This window comes from Bacillus sp. LM 4-2 (assembly GCF_000978495.1).
GTDB classification, from domain to species: Bacteria; Bacillota; Bacilli; order Bacillales; family Bacillaceae; genus Bacillus; species Bacillus subtilis.
Window position 1 is genome coordinate 2,449,254 of sequence record NZ_CP011101.1, and the last position, 14,926, is coordinate 2,464,179.

Sequence of the window (14,926 nt, forward strand, 5' to 3'; positions counted from 1 at the left end):
CTTATAGGATTTCATTTTCAGATAAACTGACAAGTATTTTGGTCATATTTGTTTTTGTCACTCTGCCGATCACTTCAAAGCCTTTATCGGTGTCTTTGATGACAGGCAGTGCATCAATTTGTTTTTCTATTAAGTGCTTTGCAATGTCCATCACATAATCCTCGCGTCTGCACACCGTAATGTTCGGCATCCTTGTCATGATGATGTGAACAGGGACCGATGTAAGCTCCTGCTGGCCAATGCTCGCTCTGAGCAAGTCTTTTCGTGAAAGCACCCCGACTAAAACAGCATCGCGGTCCACCACAAACAGAGTACCTACATCTTCTAAAAACATGGTGCAAATCGCATCGTACACAGAAACGTTTTCGTGAATCACTACGGGGATAGATTGAAAGTCTTTCACCTGAAGCTTTTTGAGTTTATCCGCCAAAAGCTGTGTGCCGGTTTTTCCCGTATAGAAATAACCGACTCTCGGGCGCGCCTCGAGGAATCCTGACATGGTGAGTATGGCTAAATCCGGGCGCAATGTCGCCCTGGTTAGGTTCAGCTTTTCTGCAATATGCTCCCCTGTAATCGGCCCGTTTTCTTTTACAATCTGCAAAATATGTTCTTGCCGTTTATTTAGTTCGATCGTACTCACCACCTTTTCACTTCATAGCTATGTAAAGAAATAACAATCCATATTATAACGTAAATATCTTGTAATCAAACAAAAAACTTATAAATGGGGAAAAGACGATTACCGATCACACAGCAACCGCCTTTTCTCTCTTTATTTTACAATAAGGGCATTCATATTCGCAAAGGACTTGATCTCATCCGCCAAGCTTACCATTTGCGCTAAACGATTTGCCTTTAATGACTCATTATCCGCTATAACCATTGTATGATCGAAGTAAGCATCGATCGGTTCTTTTAAGGCTGCAAGTGAAGCAAGCGCCGCCTCATAATCTTTTTTGCTGAAGTTTTCCTGCAGATTTTGCTTCGCTGTTTGGTAGGCATCAAACAGTTTTGCTTCGTATTCATTTTCAAACAGATCAGGCTGAATGTCTCCGCGGACTCCTTTTTTGCTGATAGAGATCACTCGGCCTAACGCTTCGGCTGTTTCCTTAAAGCCAGGTGCACCAAGCTTTTGCTCCAGTACTTGTGCTTTATGCAGCGCAGAGTACGGCTCAAGCTCAGAGCTTTCCAGCACGGCGTCAATGACATCATGTCTGATTTGTTCAGCATTCAAGACATATTTCAAGCGCTGAGTGAAGAAATCCAGCAGTTCATTTTCTTTATCGGTTTGAACGAAAGTAAGCAGCTCTTCAAATGAAATTCCCCAGTTGCGGTCAAGAAGAATCGCAACAATACCGCTTGCTTGGCGGCGCAGTCCGTAAGGGTCCTGGGAACCGGTCGGAATTACGCCGATAGAGAAGAATGAAGCGATTGTGTCAAGCTTATCCGCCATTGCTACAACAGCTCCGGTGAAAGTAGAAGGCGTTTCTCCGCCCGCTGATCTAGGCATATAATGTTCATTAACTGCCGCAGCCACAGCTTCATCTTCGCCAAGCATTCTCGCATACTTTTCGCCCATAATTCCTTGAAGTTCAGGGAATTCATATATCATATGCGTCACAAGGTCGAATTTAGAAATTTCAGCAGCCCGCTTCACATGTTTTAATGTATCTTCATCAGCCTGAAGACGAACGGCAAGTTTCTCTGCGATTGATGTGACTCTCCTAACCTTATCAGCAAGAGAACCAAGCTCTTCATGGAAAACGATATTTTCAAGCTTCTTCACATTTGCATCAATGTTTAGTTTCTGATCTTCTTTGTAGAAGAATGAAGCATCAGATAAACGTGCGCGCAGCACTTTTTCATTGCCTCGGGCCACATTTTCAATCGCGTGGCTGTTGCCGTTTCGGACTGTGATAAAGTGAGGCAGCAGGTCACCGTTTTTGTCTTTGACAGGGAAGTAGCGCTGATGCTCTTTCATTGTCGTGACAAGCACTTCTTCAGGAATTGACAGAAACTCGGATTCAAATGAACCGTAAAGAGCTGTCGGGTATTCTACTAAATGATTCACTTCATCAAGAAGGTCTTCGTCAACTGGAATGCTCCAATTGTTTTCAGCAGCCATTGTTTCCAGCTGAGATTGAATCATTTGCTTTCGGACGCTAGGATCAGCAATAACATGCTGTCCTTTGAGCTGCTCTTCATAAGCTGAAGGTGATTCAATTGACACTTCATGTCCGAGGAAACGGTGTCCCTGTGTTGTCCGTCCAGACTCAACGTTTGTGATCGAAAATGGAATGACATCCTGTCCAAATAATGCGACAATCCATTTGATCGGTCGGATATAACGCAAATCTTCATTTCCCCAGCGCATGTTTTTCGGGAAATGCAAGCTTGTAATTAAACCGCTCAATTCTGGCAGAAGCGACTTCGTTTCTTGGCCGGCTTGGAATTTTTGCACGAATACATACTCTATGCCTTTTACTTCTTTGATGTACAGGTCTTCCACATTTGCGCCTTGGCCTTTTGAAAAGCCGATTGCCGCTTTTGTCCAGTTCCCGTCCGCATCAAGGGCAATTTTTTTCGCAGGCCCTTTTGCTTCTTCTTTTATATCATCCTGCTTTTCTGCGACATCCTTAACGAACACAGCAAGACGTCTCGGTGTATTGAAGAGTTTCACTTCACCGTGAGTAATATTTTTTTCTTTAAGCCAGCCTGTCAGCTTGTCGCCAAGCTGAACCATGCTTTCATTCAAAAAGCGCGCCGGCATTTCCTCTAATCCGATCTCTAAAAGTAAATCCTGTTTACTCATGAGAAGAACCCTCCCCTTTAAGCATTGGGAACCCTAGTTTTTCTCGTTCCTCATAGTAGGTTTTTGCTACTTTTCTAGCTAAATTCCGCACTCTTGCGATATAGCCCGTCCGCTCGGTAACAGAGATCGCACCTTTGGCATCAAGCAGGTTGAAAGTGTGCGAGCATTTCAGCACATAGTCATATGCTGGATGAACAAGTCCGTTGTCCATTTGCTTGATCGCTTCTTTTTCATATGTGCTGAACAATTGGAACAGCATATCGACGTCTGATGTTTCAAACGTATAAACAGAATGCTCATATTCAGCCATCATGAATAAATCTTTTACTGTAAACCCTGACGTCCATTCCAAGTCAAACACGTTTTCTTTATCCTGGATATAAGACGCGAGACGCTCAATTCCATACGTAATCTCTACAGAAACGGGTTTACACTCTAATCCCCCGACCTGCTGGAAATACGTAAATTGTGTTATTTCCATTCCGTCAAGCCAAACTTCCCAGCCTAGACCCGCGCAGCCTAAAGACGGATTCTCCCAGTTGTCTTCAACAAAGCGAATATCGTGCTCAAGCGGATCAATTCCAAGAGCACGCAAGGAATCCAAATACAGCTCTTGAATGTTATCAGGTGACGGTTTAATAATGACCTGGAACTGATGATGCTGATACAGTCTGTTCGGGTTCTCCCCGTAGCGGCCGTCTGCCGGACGTCTGGAAGGCTCTACATAAGCCACTTTCCACGGCTCAGGACCGATACTGCGCAAAAATGTATACGGGCTCATCGTGCCGGCTCCTTTTTCTACATCGTAAGCCTGCATAAGCACACAGCCCTGACTGGACCAATGCTTTTGCAAGGTTAGAATCATGTCTTGAATATTCATTTCAAGCACCTCCACTTTTCTTTCATAAGTTGACTGCGGCAGCAACCAAAAAACTCCCGTCTCTATGCTTGCCAGCCGCAAACATAGGGACGAGAGTTCTCCCGCGGTTCCACCCTAGTTGCTGAGAACAAAATCCCAGCCTCTTTTTTAAAATTGCTCAAGAATGCCTTTCGTTGCGTGCTCATCCTTAGCTTACACCGCCCTAAGGTCGCTTTCATGAGGTAAACGCAAGTACTTCTTTCTCTCACTGCAACATATTTTATAATAAATGATCATATAAAAAGATGGACCAAATGTCAACTTTTGTTTTCACCCATAAGATGTTTCATGCTTTCCATTTGATCTAAAAAGCGCTTTGATTTTAAATACAATCCCGAATATTCTTCGTAATATAAATCAATCACTTGCTTTAATTCAGCTTTTGTTTCCTCTTTTAAGGACACATTGCCGAGTCTCGACAGATCAAAATAGTAAAAGAGCCTTAACAGCCTTGCCGTTTGCGGTTTAATCGGTATCCTGTAAGGATCTTTTTCAAAACAGCGGTGGCATATAAAACCATTATCACGAACAGAGAAATGAAAGGTTCCGTCTTGGCTTTTACAATGTACACAATGATTCAGCTCAGGATACAGGCCCATGACACCGAGCATCTTCATTTGAACAATGAAGGTGATAACATCCGGATCTGTTCCTTCATTCAACTGTTTTAATGATTCTAATATGAATTCAAATAAATAAGGATTTGGCTTTTTTTCTTCTGTGCCTCTGTCGACTAACTCAGCAACATAGGCAGCATATGCTGTTAAAAACAAGTCTTCCCTGATGCCTCTCATGCTGAGGATCATTTCCCCCTGCTGAAGCGTTCCGAGGCCCGATGTTTTTTGCATTAAGAAAGAACCATACAAAAAGGGCTGGCTGACTGCTGATAAACGGCTGTTCGGTTTTTTGGCGCCTCGTGCCATAACACCTATTTTTCCGTGTTCTCTTGTCAGTAATGTTACGATTTTATTCGTCTCTCCGTAATCATTTGTGCGAAGAACGATCCCTTCACATTTTGTCAGCATTTCCGCACCTTCCTCAAGCAGGAGCGGCCAAGAGGTTTATAAAATTGGATAATCAAATCGGGCTAGCTCATCTTCTAGTTCTTCGGGTCTTTCCATGTTCTCTTTTTCCAGTTCTTTAAAAAGAAGATACGTATCAACATTTCCTGTTTGAGAAAATACGTTCCAGGTAAAATTCAACACAAGAAACCCACCTTTCTGTAGTTAAACTAGCTTACCTAAACTCCAAATTCTTACCTTTATCTTGACCAGATGTCCTCCATTTCATGTTAAACAAAATTTGCTAATGTATCCCTGTTCCTGTGAGATAATGACACACACGGGAAGAGATTAATATTCGTCCTCTTTAAAGCCAAAATCGCGAAGCTGGGACATTTTATTACGCCAGTCCTTCTGCACTTTCACCCACAATTCAAGGTAGACACGGGAGCCCAATAGTGCTTCAATATCCGCTCTCGCTCTTTTTCCAACCTCTTTTAGAAGGCTTCCTTTTTTACCGATCACGATGCCTTTCTGAGAATCCCGCTCGACCACAATCGTTGCCGCTACGTGCACAGAACCGTTGTCCTGCCCTTTGATGGATTCGATGGCCACCGCAATGCTGTGCGGGATTTCTTCTCTCGTCAAATGCAGCACCTTTTCCCTGATTAATTCAGAAATGATAAATCGCTCAGGGTGGTCAGTTACCTGGTCACTCGGATAGAATTGCGGCCCTTCCGGCAAATACGCTTCAATCTGAGCGAGCAAGGTTTCGATGTTATTTCCTTCTAAAGCAGAAATCGGAACAATTTCCTTAAAAGGATAACGTTTGCGGTATTCGTCAATTAGCAGAAGCAATTGGTCGGGATGAATTTTATCAATTTTGTTTACGATTAAGAATACAGGCGTAGACATCGTCTGCAATTTCTCAATGATGAATTCGTCGCCCTTCCCGTAGCCTTCCTCAGCATTGATCATAAACAAGATCAAATCGACTTCTTTTAATGTATTTTGCGCCACTTTCATCATAAAGTCCCCAAGCTTATGCTTAGGTTTATGAATCCCTGGTGTGTCAATAAAAATGGTTTGTGATGTGCCTGTCGTCAGTACTCCTTGCACCTTGTTTCTCGTCGTTTGGGGCTTATCGCTCATGATCGCGATTTTTTGTCCAATGACTCTGTTCAAAAATGTAGATTTTCCTACGTTTGGTCTTCCAATAATGGATACAAATCCTGATTTAAAGCTTTCGTTCGTCATGTAAATCCTCCGATGAAAATGCGCCTGGCAATAATTCTTCCACAGTCATTTCTTTTATTTGTCCTTGTAAATTAGTTAGTACGACAATAACGTCTTTTGTGCAAAGCTCAGAAATCACCTGGCGGCAGGCTCCGCACGGAGATACCGGTCCAGGGGTGTCAGCCGCAACGGCCAGCATCTGAAACTCTGTTTCCCCTTCAGAAACAGCTTTAAATAAAGCGGTACGCTCGGCGCAATTGCACATGCTGTATGCCGCGTTCTCAATGTTGCAGCCTCTGTACACTTTTCCATCCTTGGTAAGAAGAGCGGCTCCTACTTGGAATTTGGAATACGGCGCATATGCCATATCACGCGCTTTTAAAGCTTCTGTTATTAATTCTTGTCTGTTCATGTGTACATTCCTCTCTTACCTATAATGGTACCGCTATCACTTTATATTTTACATAATCGCGCGCTTTTTTTCACGCCCATTTCTAAAAATGTAAAATAAATGTAAGAATTTTCAGCCATTACAGCTTTGGCAAAAAAATAAGTAAACCAATGATACACGAAATCACGGCAAAAACGCAAACAGCCCCGGCGGCAGCGTCCTTGGCCGCTTTAGCAAGAGGGTGATGTTTGTCAGTTATTAAATCAACCGTATGTTCAATGGCTGTATTTAAAAGCTCAAGCGAAAACATACCGCCTATCAAAAGGAATATAATCATCCACTCAATCATGCTGAGCTCTACAAGGAAGCCGCAAATGAGAACAGCGCAGGCGGCTGCGGCATGAAATTGGAAATTCCGCTCCGTCCGCGCTGTTTCCCATATGCCCCGGCCTGCATGCACGAAGCTTTTGAAGAATCGCTTCAGCTCATTTCTATGATCTTTTGAGTCCATAAGCGTCCAGCAATTCCTTTTGCTTAGTAAACATCTCCTCTTCTTCCTCTTTCGTCATATGGTCATATCCTAAAAGGTGCAGAAATCCGTGTACAGCTAGAAATCCGAGCTCTCTTTTAAAAGAATGATTATACTCCTCTGCCTGCTCTCTTGTGCGATCGGCACTGATGATAATATCACCTAAAACCGGAGGCATTTCGGCGCCCACGATTTCGATCTCGCCTTCCCCCTCTTCTTCAAGAGCAAATGAGATGACATCTGTCGGAGCATCCTTTCCCCGGTATTCTTTGTTAATCTGATGTATGTCATCATTGGAAACAATCGTGACAGAAACTTCAGCCTGATCCTGAACGCCTTCACGCTCAGCGGCAAATTGAAGCAGATTTTCTACTTCTTTGAGCATCTCTTCTGAGACGCTTCCTGTTTCATCAACGATATCAATCAGTAAACTCATCTATTTCACCTTCTTAGTAGCCTCCGGATATTCAATCCGGGAGTGGAAAATTCCTTTTAATGTTGCACAGAGCGTTTTTGCGATTGTATCCAGCTCTTTAAATGTCAAATCGCATTCACTGAACTGTCCGTCCTGAAGCTTATCGGATATAATACCCCGGACAAGCTTTTCAATTCGTTCAGGATTTGGATTATGCATGGATCTGACGGCCGCTTCAACACTGTCGGCCACTGATATAATTGCGGCTTCCTTTGACTGCGGCTTCGGTCCCGGATAACGGAACTCTTCCTCTGTAATCTGGTCGCCTTTTTCCTTCGCTTTATAGTAAAAAAACTTTAAAAGCGAAGTTCCATGATGCTGCTCAGCAATGTCGACAAGCTCTTTCGGAAATTTATAGCTTCTCAGCATATTCGCACCGTCTGTCGTATGCGAGATAATAATATTTTTGCTCAACTGAGGTGACAGCTTGTCATGCGGATTGTCAATATTCATTTGGTTTTCAATAAAATATTGCGGGCGCTTTGTTTTTCCGAGATCGTGATAATATGCGCCGACTCTTGCAAGCAAACCATTAGCCCCAACCGCTTCACAGGCTGCCTCTGATAAATTGGCAACCATTACACTGTGATGATATGTACCTGGTGTTTCCGTCAGTATTTTGCGCAATAGCGGATGGTTAGGATTAGACAGCTCGAGCAGCCTCATGGTGGATAAAATGCCAAAGCCCGTCTCAAAAAACGGCATCAGGCCGATGATCAATACAGATGAAGCAAACCCCGACACAACCCCCATGAGCATTAACGTGCCGATTTCAAGACCCGACAGCGCAGTGTTCTGGATCAATAATAAGGATAGAACGACAACCATATTAATAAACGCCACGAAAAGCCCGGTCTGCAAAATCTTTGATCTTGCATTGTGTTTTCCTAAAAATAATACACCTGAAATGCCGCTGATCAAATAATAAATCCCTATGACATAATTGAATGTTCCTGTCACACCCTGATTAAACATCATACTTCCGCAAATCGCAAGAATGATACTTCCCAAAATGGCAATGCGTTCATTCATCAGCAGTTTGATTAAGATGGCGCCGGCCGCAATGGGGACCAGATAGCCGATATTATTATACTCCATCTTCTGAAACAAACTGACAACCTCCATGATCACAAGCAAAAGTGTTGTGATTATGGAGAATAACAGAATGGATTGGTTTTTAAACTTCAGATTTTGTTTCTGTTTTTCAAAATAATATACAAGTGTTGCAATGAAAAGTCCGATCATAATCAATAGCCCGCTGATCGGTTTAAAGAGATTTGAGTTATTTAATAACCCGGTCAGCTCAAGTTTCCTGTACACTTCCCGATCAATGAGGTCATTTTCTTCCACGAGCACTTGCCCCTGTTTGATTTGAACCTGCTGGACATTATCTGAGGCTTCCTGCCGTTTTGCCTCTGTTGCTTTCGGATCGAAGACGTAATTCGGAATAATAGCAAAACGCCCGATTTCTGTCGCGGCTCCCAAGTATTTAGACGGAATAGAATTGCTCTTTAGCTCTTTTTCTACCTTATCCTTTGCATCAGATAGTTTATCCGAAGGGATTTCACTGCTCATGACCGTATTTACTGCGGTAATGACCGTATCTCTGACAAAAGAAAAGTCTTCACTGTCTGCTTTCAGCAATGTCTTGATGGAATCCTCCGATATAGAATCATTCACATCTGATGTCAATTTGTCCTTTACAGATTTGACCATTGATTTTTCCGATGGTGATTTACTGCCTTCTTCTGATGATTTTTTCACTTCACTAATACTGTCGAATATTGATGACACAAGGTCAATCCGATTGTCTGTATATTCTTTTTTTAATGTATATTGATCTTCAACCGCATCCTCAGCGGCTTGCTTTTTTTCCTCTGTGGCTTTTTGATCTTCTACGGTTGCCGGAGCGTAAATGGTCTTGTCGCTGACTGAAAACAGGTCTAAATCAAGTGTTTCCGGCTTAACATGTACAAAAAGCAAAGCAAACATAATGGCAGCCAGCAGAAGATACAGCAGTACATGCATGGAGCGGGCATTTTTAAAACTGCTCCATTTTTTCGAGCTGCTTTTGGTCTTAGCCTTCTTTTTCAACACAAGAACCTCCTCTTGAAACATCAAGCCCATAAGCAATCATAAAAATGACCCGATAACGCGCGATCGGGTCATTCAGCATTAATTTTGCTTATCGTATGCTTCAATAATTTTCGCAACAAGCGGATGTCTGACCACGTCTGTCTGGTCTAGCTCAATCATAGAAATGCCGTCTATTCCTTTCAGCATCTCCTTCGCTACTGCAAGTCCCGATTTGACGCCTTTCGGCAGATCAATTTGGCTGACGTCACCTGTAATGATCATTTTAGAGCCAAAACCCAGTCTCGTCAAAAACATTTTCATTTGAGCAGGCGTGGTATTCTGTGCTTCATCAAGTATAACATAAGCATCATCGAGCGTCCGTCCCCTCATATATGCGAGCGGAGCAATTTCAATGATGCCTCTTTCCATCAGACGTTCTGTATGATCTGCCCCAAGCACATCATGGAGAGCGTCATACAGCGGGCGCAAATAAGGATCTACTTTTTCTTTTAGGTCACCTGGGAGAAAACCGAGGCTTTCACCGGCTTCCACGGCAGGTCTTGTTAAAATGATTTTTTTGATATGTCCGTTTTTTAAAGCATGGACTGCTTTTACGACAGCCAGGTACGTTTTCCCGGTTCCCGCCGGACCAATGCCGAATACAAGGTCATTCCGCTTCATAGCGGCCACGTATTCCCGCTGTCCCATTGTTTTTACACGGATTGATTTGCCTTTTGCGTTTTTTGTAATTTCTTCTTCATACATGCTTTCAAAGTATTCAAGTTCATTCTTCTTTGCCATTTTGATGGCGTAAATCACATCACGTTCAGAGATCTCTATCCCCTTGCGAATTAAAGCGAGGAGCGATCCCAGCAGCCTGTCTGCAATCTGAAACGATTCATCATCGCCTGAAACATAAATCGTCTCGCCGCGCGTAATGATATTTACATTCAGATCTTTCTCCATCAATTTCAAAAAAGAATCTTGGTTCCCGAAGAGTGAAAGCGCCTCGTCCGGGTTTTTCAGTTTTTGATTCATCGCAAGTAAATGTTCTGTCATTCTTCAGTCTCCCTGACAATAGGTGTGGTTTGAACGATATCTTCTATAACTTGGTAGAGAATAATCAACTTTACTTTACCATTCTCAACAGTCTGGTGCAAAACTTTTTCACTTTTCACCTCGCCGTTTTCGCCTATTTTATCCTCTACATCCTGTTTACCCAATTTAATGCCTTCTTGAACTGCTTCTTCTTTTGTATATTTTCGCAAAGCCTCTTCACTTTCTCTCGTTTGCTCTTTGACATAGGATACAGGGAGCTTAAACCCGAGAAAATGAAGCGAATGCTTTTCTTGTTCTGTTTTTGGATGCTTCAATTCCTCTTTTTTAAACGTCATCCCCCAGATCGGGATTGCCAACGAGCCAAAAGAAAGCTTGTGCTTTGTCCTTACTTTGCCCGTATAGACGTTAAATAATGTTTCAAGCGGGACAGTCACTTCTGATCTATACCAGGTTTCTCCGTAAATTTCTGCTTTTGAGGCGACTTCCTGCTGATGGTCTTCGCTGCCGATCAGTCCCGAAACAAGCAGCTGCCCCTTTTCAACATGATCGTGTATGGCAGCCATGGGCTGTCCTTTTTGCACAAACATTCTCGTAATGGTTGCTTTCTTTTTGGCGACAATATTGCGCGGGCTAACATACTTTTCTTTTTCGGGCTCATTTTTCTCCACAACTTTCATGTGAATGGTCGTCCCCTTCAGATCAACTCCGACCCAAGTGATATTGTCTATTCCATTGGTTAATGATTTCTGTATTTTTTCGGGCGACATCATTAAAAACTGCAGACGGCCCTTTTTGACGCCGATTTCATTAAGATGCTGCCTCATTTGATGTTCTGTTTCAGGCTTAGCGCCTGTCACATCAATTTTCCACACCATATTGGACAGCAAAAACAAAAGGATGAAAAAAATCGCAAAACCGATCGTAAACCCTATATTCAGCTTTGATTTAAGCAACAGGAAGGGAAAACCCTTCCGATTGATAAATCGGGCTTTACATTTAAATTTACTTCTCACCCGCCGAAAGGCATGTACATCCTGAAGCTGTATATATAACGATACGGCTTCTTTCTTTTTTTTGACATGAAAGACCGGAATCCCCTGTCTTGTGCATTCATTAAGGAGCCGCTCAATCCCTCTTCCCGTCAATTCAAGCTGGACCTTACCCGAAAAAAAAGACAGCCATTTATTTTTCACAACATTTCCCCCTCGGCTTTATGACTCAACATATCGAACGACATCAATCGTACCCTCCAAAAGTATCTCTTCCGGAAGAATCGCCTTGATGACAAAATTTTTACCAGATATGATGCACTGGCCCTGCTTCAGCATCAGCCGCACTTCATTCTCACTGAAAAGCAAAAGGCCTCTGTGGTTTTCTATGTAGATATGAAGTCTGCCAACCATTGTAATCCTCGGCAGATCCATCATAACGTCCGGGGGAATTTCCAATGCTCTTGTCAGCCAAGCTTTCATACGATTCTTTCTTTGCCCCATACAAAAAGAACCCCCTTTCATCTCATATGTATGATTTGAAAGGAGGTTCTAACACTTTAATTTTTACGGGCCGGGCGCATCGTACGGTGTGGTTTTTTCGCCCGTGGAGGTCCGAACACCTCTCCTAGAACGATCCCCTGTACGACGGTGTCTTTATTCACCTGAAGCATTTTTTGTTTTGTGTATACTGTTTTTTGTTTCGCAGCAGCAAGATCTCGTTCCAGCCCTTTCAGGTTTCTTGCTGTTTCCCTGCGTCTTTCTTCCGCTTCCCGTCTTGCCTGTTCCATACGGTTAGGGATAGGTGCAGGGGCATCTTCTTTTGACTGCTTCTTTTGAGGAGAAGCAGATTGCACGTGTTGAGGTTTTTTACTTTTTTGGCTGTTTTGCTTTTCTTCTTTGCTCTTTTTGCCGAAAATCGCAGAAATGATTCCGATGATCGCTGCAATAATAAGCGGATTGGTCAGTAAATCTTCCATCAGCATTCTCCCTTCTTAGAGAGATTATGATTTGCGGTCTTCATCCGAAGGGTCTTTCGTCAGCTTGCCGAATGAATCACGCATTTCTGTGTCAGCATCGATGTTCTTGATATTCATGTAATCCATGACGCCAATATTCCCTTCACGCAAAGCTTCTGCCATCGCAAGCGGCACTTCCGCCTCGGCTTCTACCACTTTCGCGCGCATTTCTTCTACGCGGGCACGCATTTCCTGTTCTTGAGCGACAGCCATCGCACGTCGTTCTTCCGCTTTTGCCTGCGCGATGTTTTTATCAGCCTCGGCCTGATCGGTTTGTAAAATTGCCCCGATGTTTTTGCCGATATCTACATCTGCAATATCAATTGAGAGAATTTCAAACGCAGTTCCTGAGTCCAATCCTTTTCCAAGGACTGTCTGAGAAATCATGTCAGGGTTTTCAAGCACTTTTTTATGATTATCAGATGAACCGATTGTAGAAACGATCCCCTCACCTACACGAGCTACAATGGTTTCTTCCCCTGCTCCCCCAACGAGGCGCTCGATATTCGCTCTTACTGTGATTCTCGCTTTCGCTTTCACTTCAATCCCGTCCATTGCGACACCTGCAATGAACGGTGTTTCAATCACCTTAGGATTAACGCTCATTTGAACAGCTTCCAACACGTCCCGGCCTGCAAGATCAATGGCAGCACAGCGCTCGAATGTGAGTTCAATGTTAGCTCGCTGAGCGGCGATAAGCGCGTTGACGACTCTGTCAACATTACCTCCAGCCAGATAGTGGCTTTCAAGCTGGTTTGTTCCAACATTAAGTCCCGCTTTATGCGCTTTAATCAGCGGGTTAACAACCCGATTCGGAATGACGCGGCGAAGCCTCATCCCAACTAGAGTGAAAATGCTGATTTTCACTCCGGCTGCCAAAGCTGAAATCCAAAGCATTACAGGCACAAATGTAAAAAATACTGCCAAAACAATGATCGCTACTGCGACAATTGCCAGAATCATAAGTGTTGACGGATCCATATAACTTCTCCTCGTTTCTATTTAAATTTCTCTCACGACAATGCGTGAGCCTTCTACTTTTATCACTTTTACTTTTTTATCTTTTTCTGTAAACGATCCCTCCGATACAACGTCAAGGCGTTCATCATCAATAATGACGGTACCGGAAGGGCGCAGCGGTGTAAAGGTTATACCCACTTTTCCCATTAAGTCCGTGCGCGTTTGATTTGAAACGTAGCCGCTCTCCGTGTTTGTAGAATCATTTAATATCAATTTCTTAAAGAATTTCATACGCTTTCCCAACACCCTTGTCAGTAAAATAAACGCTGTAATCGAAACAGCTGAGGCGATCAAGAGAGAAACCGCCATGACAGTGAAGCTCCCCGCGGCTAAAAACAGGCTCGCAATAATCGCTCCCAAGCCCAGTAATCCAATGATTCCTCCGGGAAGAAAAATCTCAAGCAGAATGAGAATCACCCCTGCTATAAAGAGGAGAACCGTCTCATACCCGGCAAGGCCGGCTGCAAGATGCCCGTAAAAGAACAGCAATAACGCAATGAGTCCAGCCGTTCCAGGGAGGCCGACACCCGGGGAAAAAAGCTCCACCGTCAGACCTAAAAAAGCGATTGTCAGCAGAATAGGGACAATGACCGGATTCGTCAGCCATCTTGCTGTCTTTTCCGCAAAGCTCTCCTTTGCGTAGCTAATCTGCGCCTTTTCGAACCCAAGCTTCTTTACGAGCGTGGACAAATTGTCAGCAGTGCCTTCTGAATAGCCTACCTCAATCGCCTTGTCTGCGTTAAGTGTCAGCAGATCTCCCTTAGGCGCGTCGACTTCCTTGGCATCTATATCTGGGTCAGCCATTGCGAGCGCATATTTTGGATCGCGGTTATTTTTCACTGCGGCATCTTCCATCTCTGCCAGCCAAAGTGATTGAGCTTTTTGGTCAGCGGCATTGCCTTGGCCATCAACAATCGCGGCGGCTCCCATTTTTCCGCCAGGCGCCATATAAATGTGATCTGCTTGAAGTGCAATATATGCACCAGCAGACAACGCGCGTTTGTTGACATATGCAGTTACGGGGATCTCGCTTTCGGTTATCAAATCGGCCATATCAATAGCAGATTTGACCAATCCCCCTGGGGTATTGATATCAAGAACAATATGGTCTGCATGTGCATCCTTTGCGTCTTGTAACGAACGGGACAAAAACGAGGCGAGACCCTGTTCGACATTTTTTTCAACCGGGATCACATAAACAGTTTGTTTTTCTGCTTTTGCGTTCAGCTGTACGCCTAATAAAGAAAGTAAAAATATACCCAAAAGAGCAGCACGAAATCCTTTGATTTGAAGCAAGGGCGGTGTATCCCTCCTTCCTTTTATAATAAGTGCCTTCTCTTCATACGTAACAAATGTATCAAAGGTTTCATTTTTTTATGTATAAAAAAAGACATCTCTCT

Annotated in this window: 16 protein-coding genes and 1 other annotated feature; all 16 genes read right to left on the reverse strand. The window is 43.5% G+C overall.

The features are described from left to right. Position 1 precedes the first annotated feature (1 nt). Positions 2-640 carry a transcriptional regulator CcpN gene (gene ccpN / locus bslm_RS12155; RefSeq protein ID WP_003237058.1) on the reverse strand — a complete coding sequence of 213 codons (639 nt, stop codon included), beginning with the start codon at positions 638-640 and terminating at the stop codon, positions 2-4. Positions 641-772: 132 nt separating this feature from the next. Beyond that, positions 773-2,812 carry a glycine--tRNA ligase subunit beta gene (glyS, locus tag bslm_RS12160; RefSeq protein ID WP_003230059.1) on the reverse strand — a complete coding sequence of 680 codons (2,040 nt, stop codon included), beginning with the start codon at positions 2,810-2,812 and terminating at the stop codon, positions 773-775. Further along, positions 2,805-3,692, reverse strand: a complete 888-nt coding sequence (gene glyQ / locus bslm_RS12165; RefSeq protein ID WP_003226213.1) for a glycine--tRNA ligase subunit alpha — start codon at positions 3,690-3,692, stop codon at positions 2,805-2,807. The genes glyS and glyQ overlap by 8 nt, the downstream gene beginning before the upstream one ends. Positions 3,693-3,774: 82 nt before the next feature. After that, positions 3,775-3,949, reverse strand: a binding site (T-box leader). A gap of 39 nt (positions 3,950-3,988) precedes the next feature. Further along, complete coding sequence (recO, locus tag bslm_RS12170) at positions 3,989-4,756, reverse strand: DNA repair protein RecO (protein ID WP_003230055.1); 768 nt, start codon at positions 4,754-4,756, stop codon at positions 3,989-3,991. Between the two features lie 36 nt (positions 4,757-4,792). Then, entirely contained in the window at positions 4,793-4,936 is a 144-nt protein-coding gene (locus tag bslm_RS20835; RefSeq protein ID WP_003230053.1) for a YqzL family protein, read from the reverse strand. Positions 4,937-5,083: 147 nt separating this feature from the next. Then, complete coding sequence (gene era / locus bslm_RS12175) at positions 5,084-5,989, reverse strand: GTPase Era (RefSeq protein WP_003230051.1); 906 nt, start codon at positions 5,987-5,989, stop codon at positions 5,084-5,086. Further along, a complete protein-coding gene (locus tag bslm_RS12180) occupies positions 5,970-6,380 on the reverse strand; it encodes a cytidine deaminase (RefSeq protein WP_032722130.1) in 411 nt (136 codons plus the stop codon). Before bslm_RS12180 ends, era begins: the two co-directional genes overlap by 20 nt. A 118-nt stretch (positions 6,381-6,498) precedes the next feature. Further along, complete coding sequence (locus bslm_RS12185; RefSeq protein ID WP_015384119.1) at positions 6,499-6,870, reverse strand: diacylglycerol kinase family protein; 372 nt, start codon at positions 6,868-6,870, stop codon at positions 6,499-6,501. Next, positions 6,851-7,324, reverse strand: a complete 474-nt coding sequence (gene ybeY, locus bslm_RS12190; RefSeq protein WP_003230039.1) for an rRNA maturation RNase YbeY — start codon at positions 7,322-7,324, stop codon at positions 6,851-6,853. The genes bslm_RS12185 and ybeY overlap by 20 nt, the downstream gene beginning before the upstream one ends. After that, positions 7,325-9,460: a cyclic-di-AMP phosphodiesterase PgpH gene (pgpH, locus tag bslm_RS12195; RefSeq protein ID WP_010886570.1), complete on the reverse strand. Its 2,136-nt coding sequence runs from the start codon at positions 9,458-9,460 to the stop codon at positions 7,325-7,327. It abuts the gene before it with no gap. A 78-nt stretch (positions 9,461-9,538) separates the two neighbouring features. Then, the gene (locus bslm_RS12200) at positions 9,539-10,498 is read right to left on the reverse strand and encodes a PhoH family protein (RefSeq protein WP_014477373.1); all 960 of its coding nucleotides are present in this window, start codon (positions 10,496-10,498) and stop codon (positions 9,539-9,541) included. Then, positions 10,495-11,691 (reverse strand): sporulation protein YqfD, encoded by a 1,197-nt coding sequence (gene yqfD / locus bslm_RS12205; RefSeq protein WP_003230033.1) that lies wholly within the window; start codon positions 11,689-11,691, stop codon positions 10,495-10,497. Before yqfD ends, bslm_RS12200 begins: the two co-directional genes overlap by 4 nt. An 18-nt stretch (positions 11,692-11,709) precedes the next feature. Further along, the gene (gene yqfC / locus bslm_RS12210) at positions 11,710-11,991 is read right to left on the reverse strand and encodes a sporulation protein YqfC (RefSeq protein ID WP_003226191.1); all 282 of its coding nucleotides are present in this window, start codon (positions 11,989-11,991) and stop codon (positions 11,710-11,712) included. A gap of 56 nt (positions 11,992-12,047) precedes the next feature. Further along, positions 12,048-12,467: a hypothetical protein gene (locus tag bslm_RS12215; RefSeq protein WP_015714280.1), complete on the reverse strand. Its 420-nt coding sequence runs from the start codon at positions 12,465-12,467 to the stop codon at positions 12,048-12,050. A gap of 24 nt (positions 12,468-12,491) precedes the next feature. Continuing rightward, complete coding sequence (floA, locus tag bslm_RS12220) at positions 12,492-13,487, reverse strand: flotillin-like protein FloA (RefSeq protein ID WP_003230026.1); 996 nt, start codon at positions 13,485-13,487, stop codon at positions 12,492-12,494. Between the two features lie 21 nt (positions 13,488-13,508). Then, complete coding sequence (locus bslm_RS12225; protein WP_046381193.1) at positions 13,509-14,822, reverse strand: NfeD family protein; 1,314 nt, start codon at positions 14,820-14,822, stop codon at positions 13,509-13,511. Between the last annotated feature and the right edge of the window lie 104 nt (positions 14,823-14,926).

Bases quoted from the DNA above. Each gene is read 5' to 3' on its own strand.
- ybeY (WP_003230039.1), bottom strand. From the start codon at position 7,324: ATGAGTTTACTGATTGATATCGTTGATGAAACAGGAAGCGTCTCAGAA.
- yqfC (WP_003226191.1), bottom strand. From the start codon at position 11,991: ATGGGGCAAAGAAAGAATCGTATGAAAGCTTGGCTGACAAGAGCATTG.
- bslm_RS12180 (WP_032722130.1), bottom strand. From the start codon at position 6,380: ATGAACAGACAAGAATTAATAACAGAAGCTTTAAAAGCGCGTGATATG.
- glyQ (WP_003226213.1), bottom strand. From the start codon at position 3,692: ATGAATATTCAAGACATGATTCTAACCTTGCAAAAGCATTGGTCCAGT.
- floA (WP_003230026.1), bottom strand. From the start codon at position 13,487: ATGGATCCGTCAACACTTATGATTCTGGCAATTGTCGCAGTAGCGATC.
- recO (WP_003230055.1), bottom strand. From the start codon at position 4,756: ATGCTGACAAAATGTGAAGGGATCGTTCTTCGCACAAATGATTACGGA.
- glyS (WP_003230059.1), bottom strand. From the start codon at position 2,812: ATGAGTAAACAGGATTTACTTTTAGAGATCGGATTAGAGGAAATGCCG.
- bslm_RS12200 (WP_014477373.1), bottom strand. From the start codon at position 10,498: ATGACAGAACATTTACTTGCGATGAATCAAAAACTGAAAAACCCGGAC.
- bslm_RS12215 (WP_015714280.1), bottom strand. From the start codon at position 12,467: ATGGAAGATTTACTGACCAATCCGCTTATTATTGCAGCGATCATCGGA.
- era (WP_003230051.1), bottom strand. From the start codon at position 5,989: ATGACGAACGAAAGCTTTAAATCAGGATTTGTATCCATTATTGGAAGA.
- bslm_RS12185 (WP_015384119.1), bottom strand. From the start codon at position 6,870: ATGGACTCAAAAGATCATAGAAATGAGCTGAAGCGATTCTTCAAAAGC.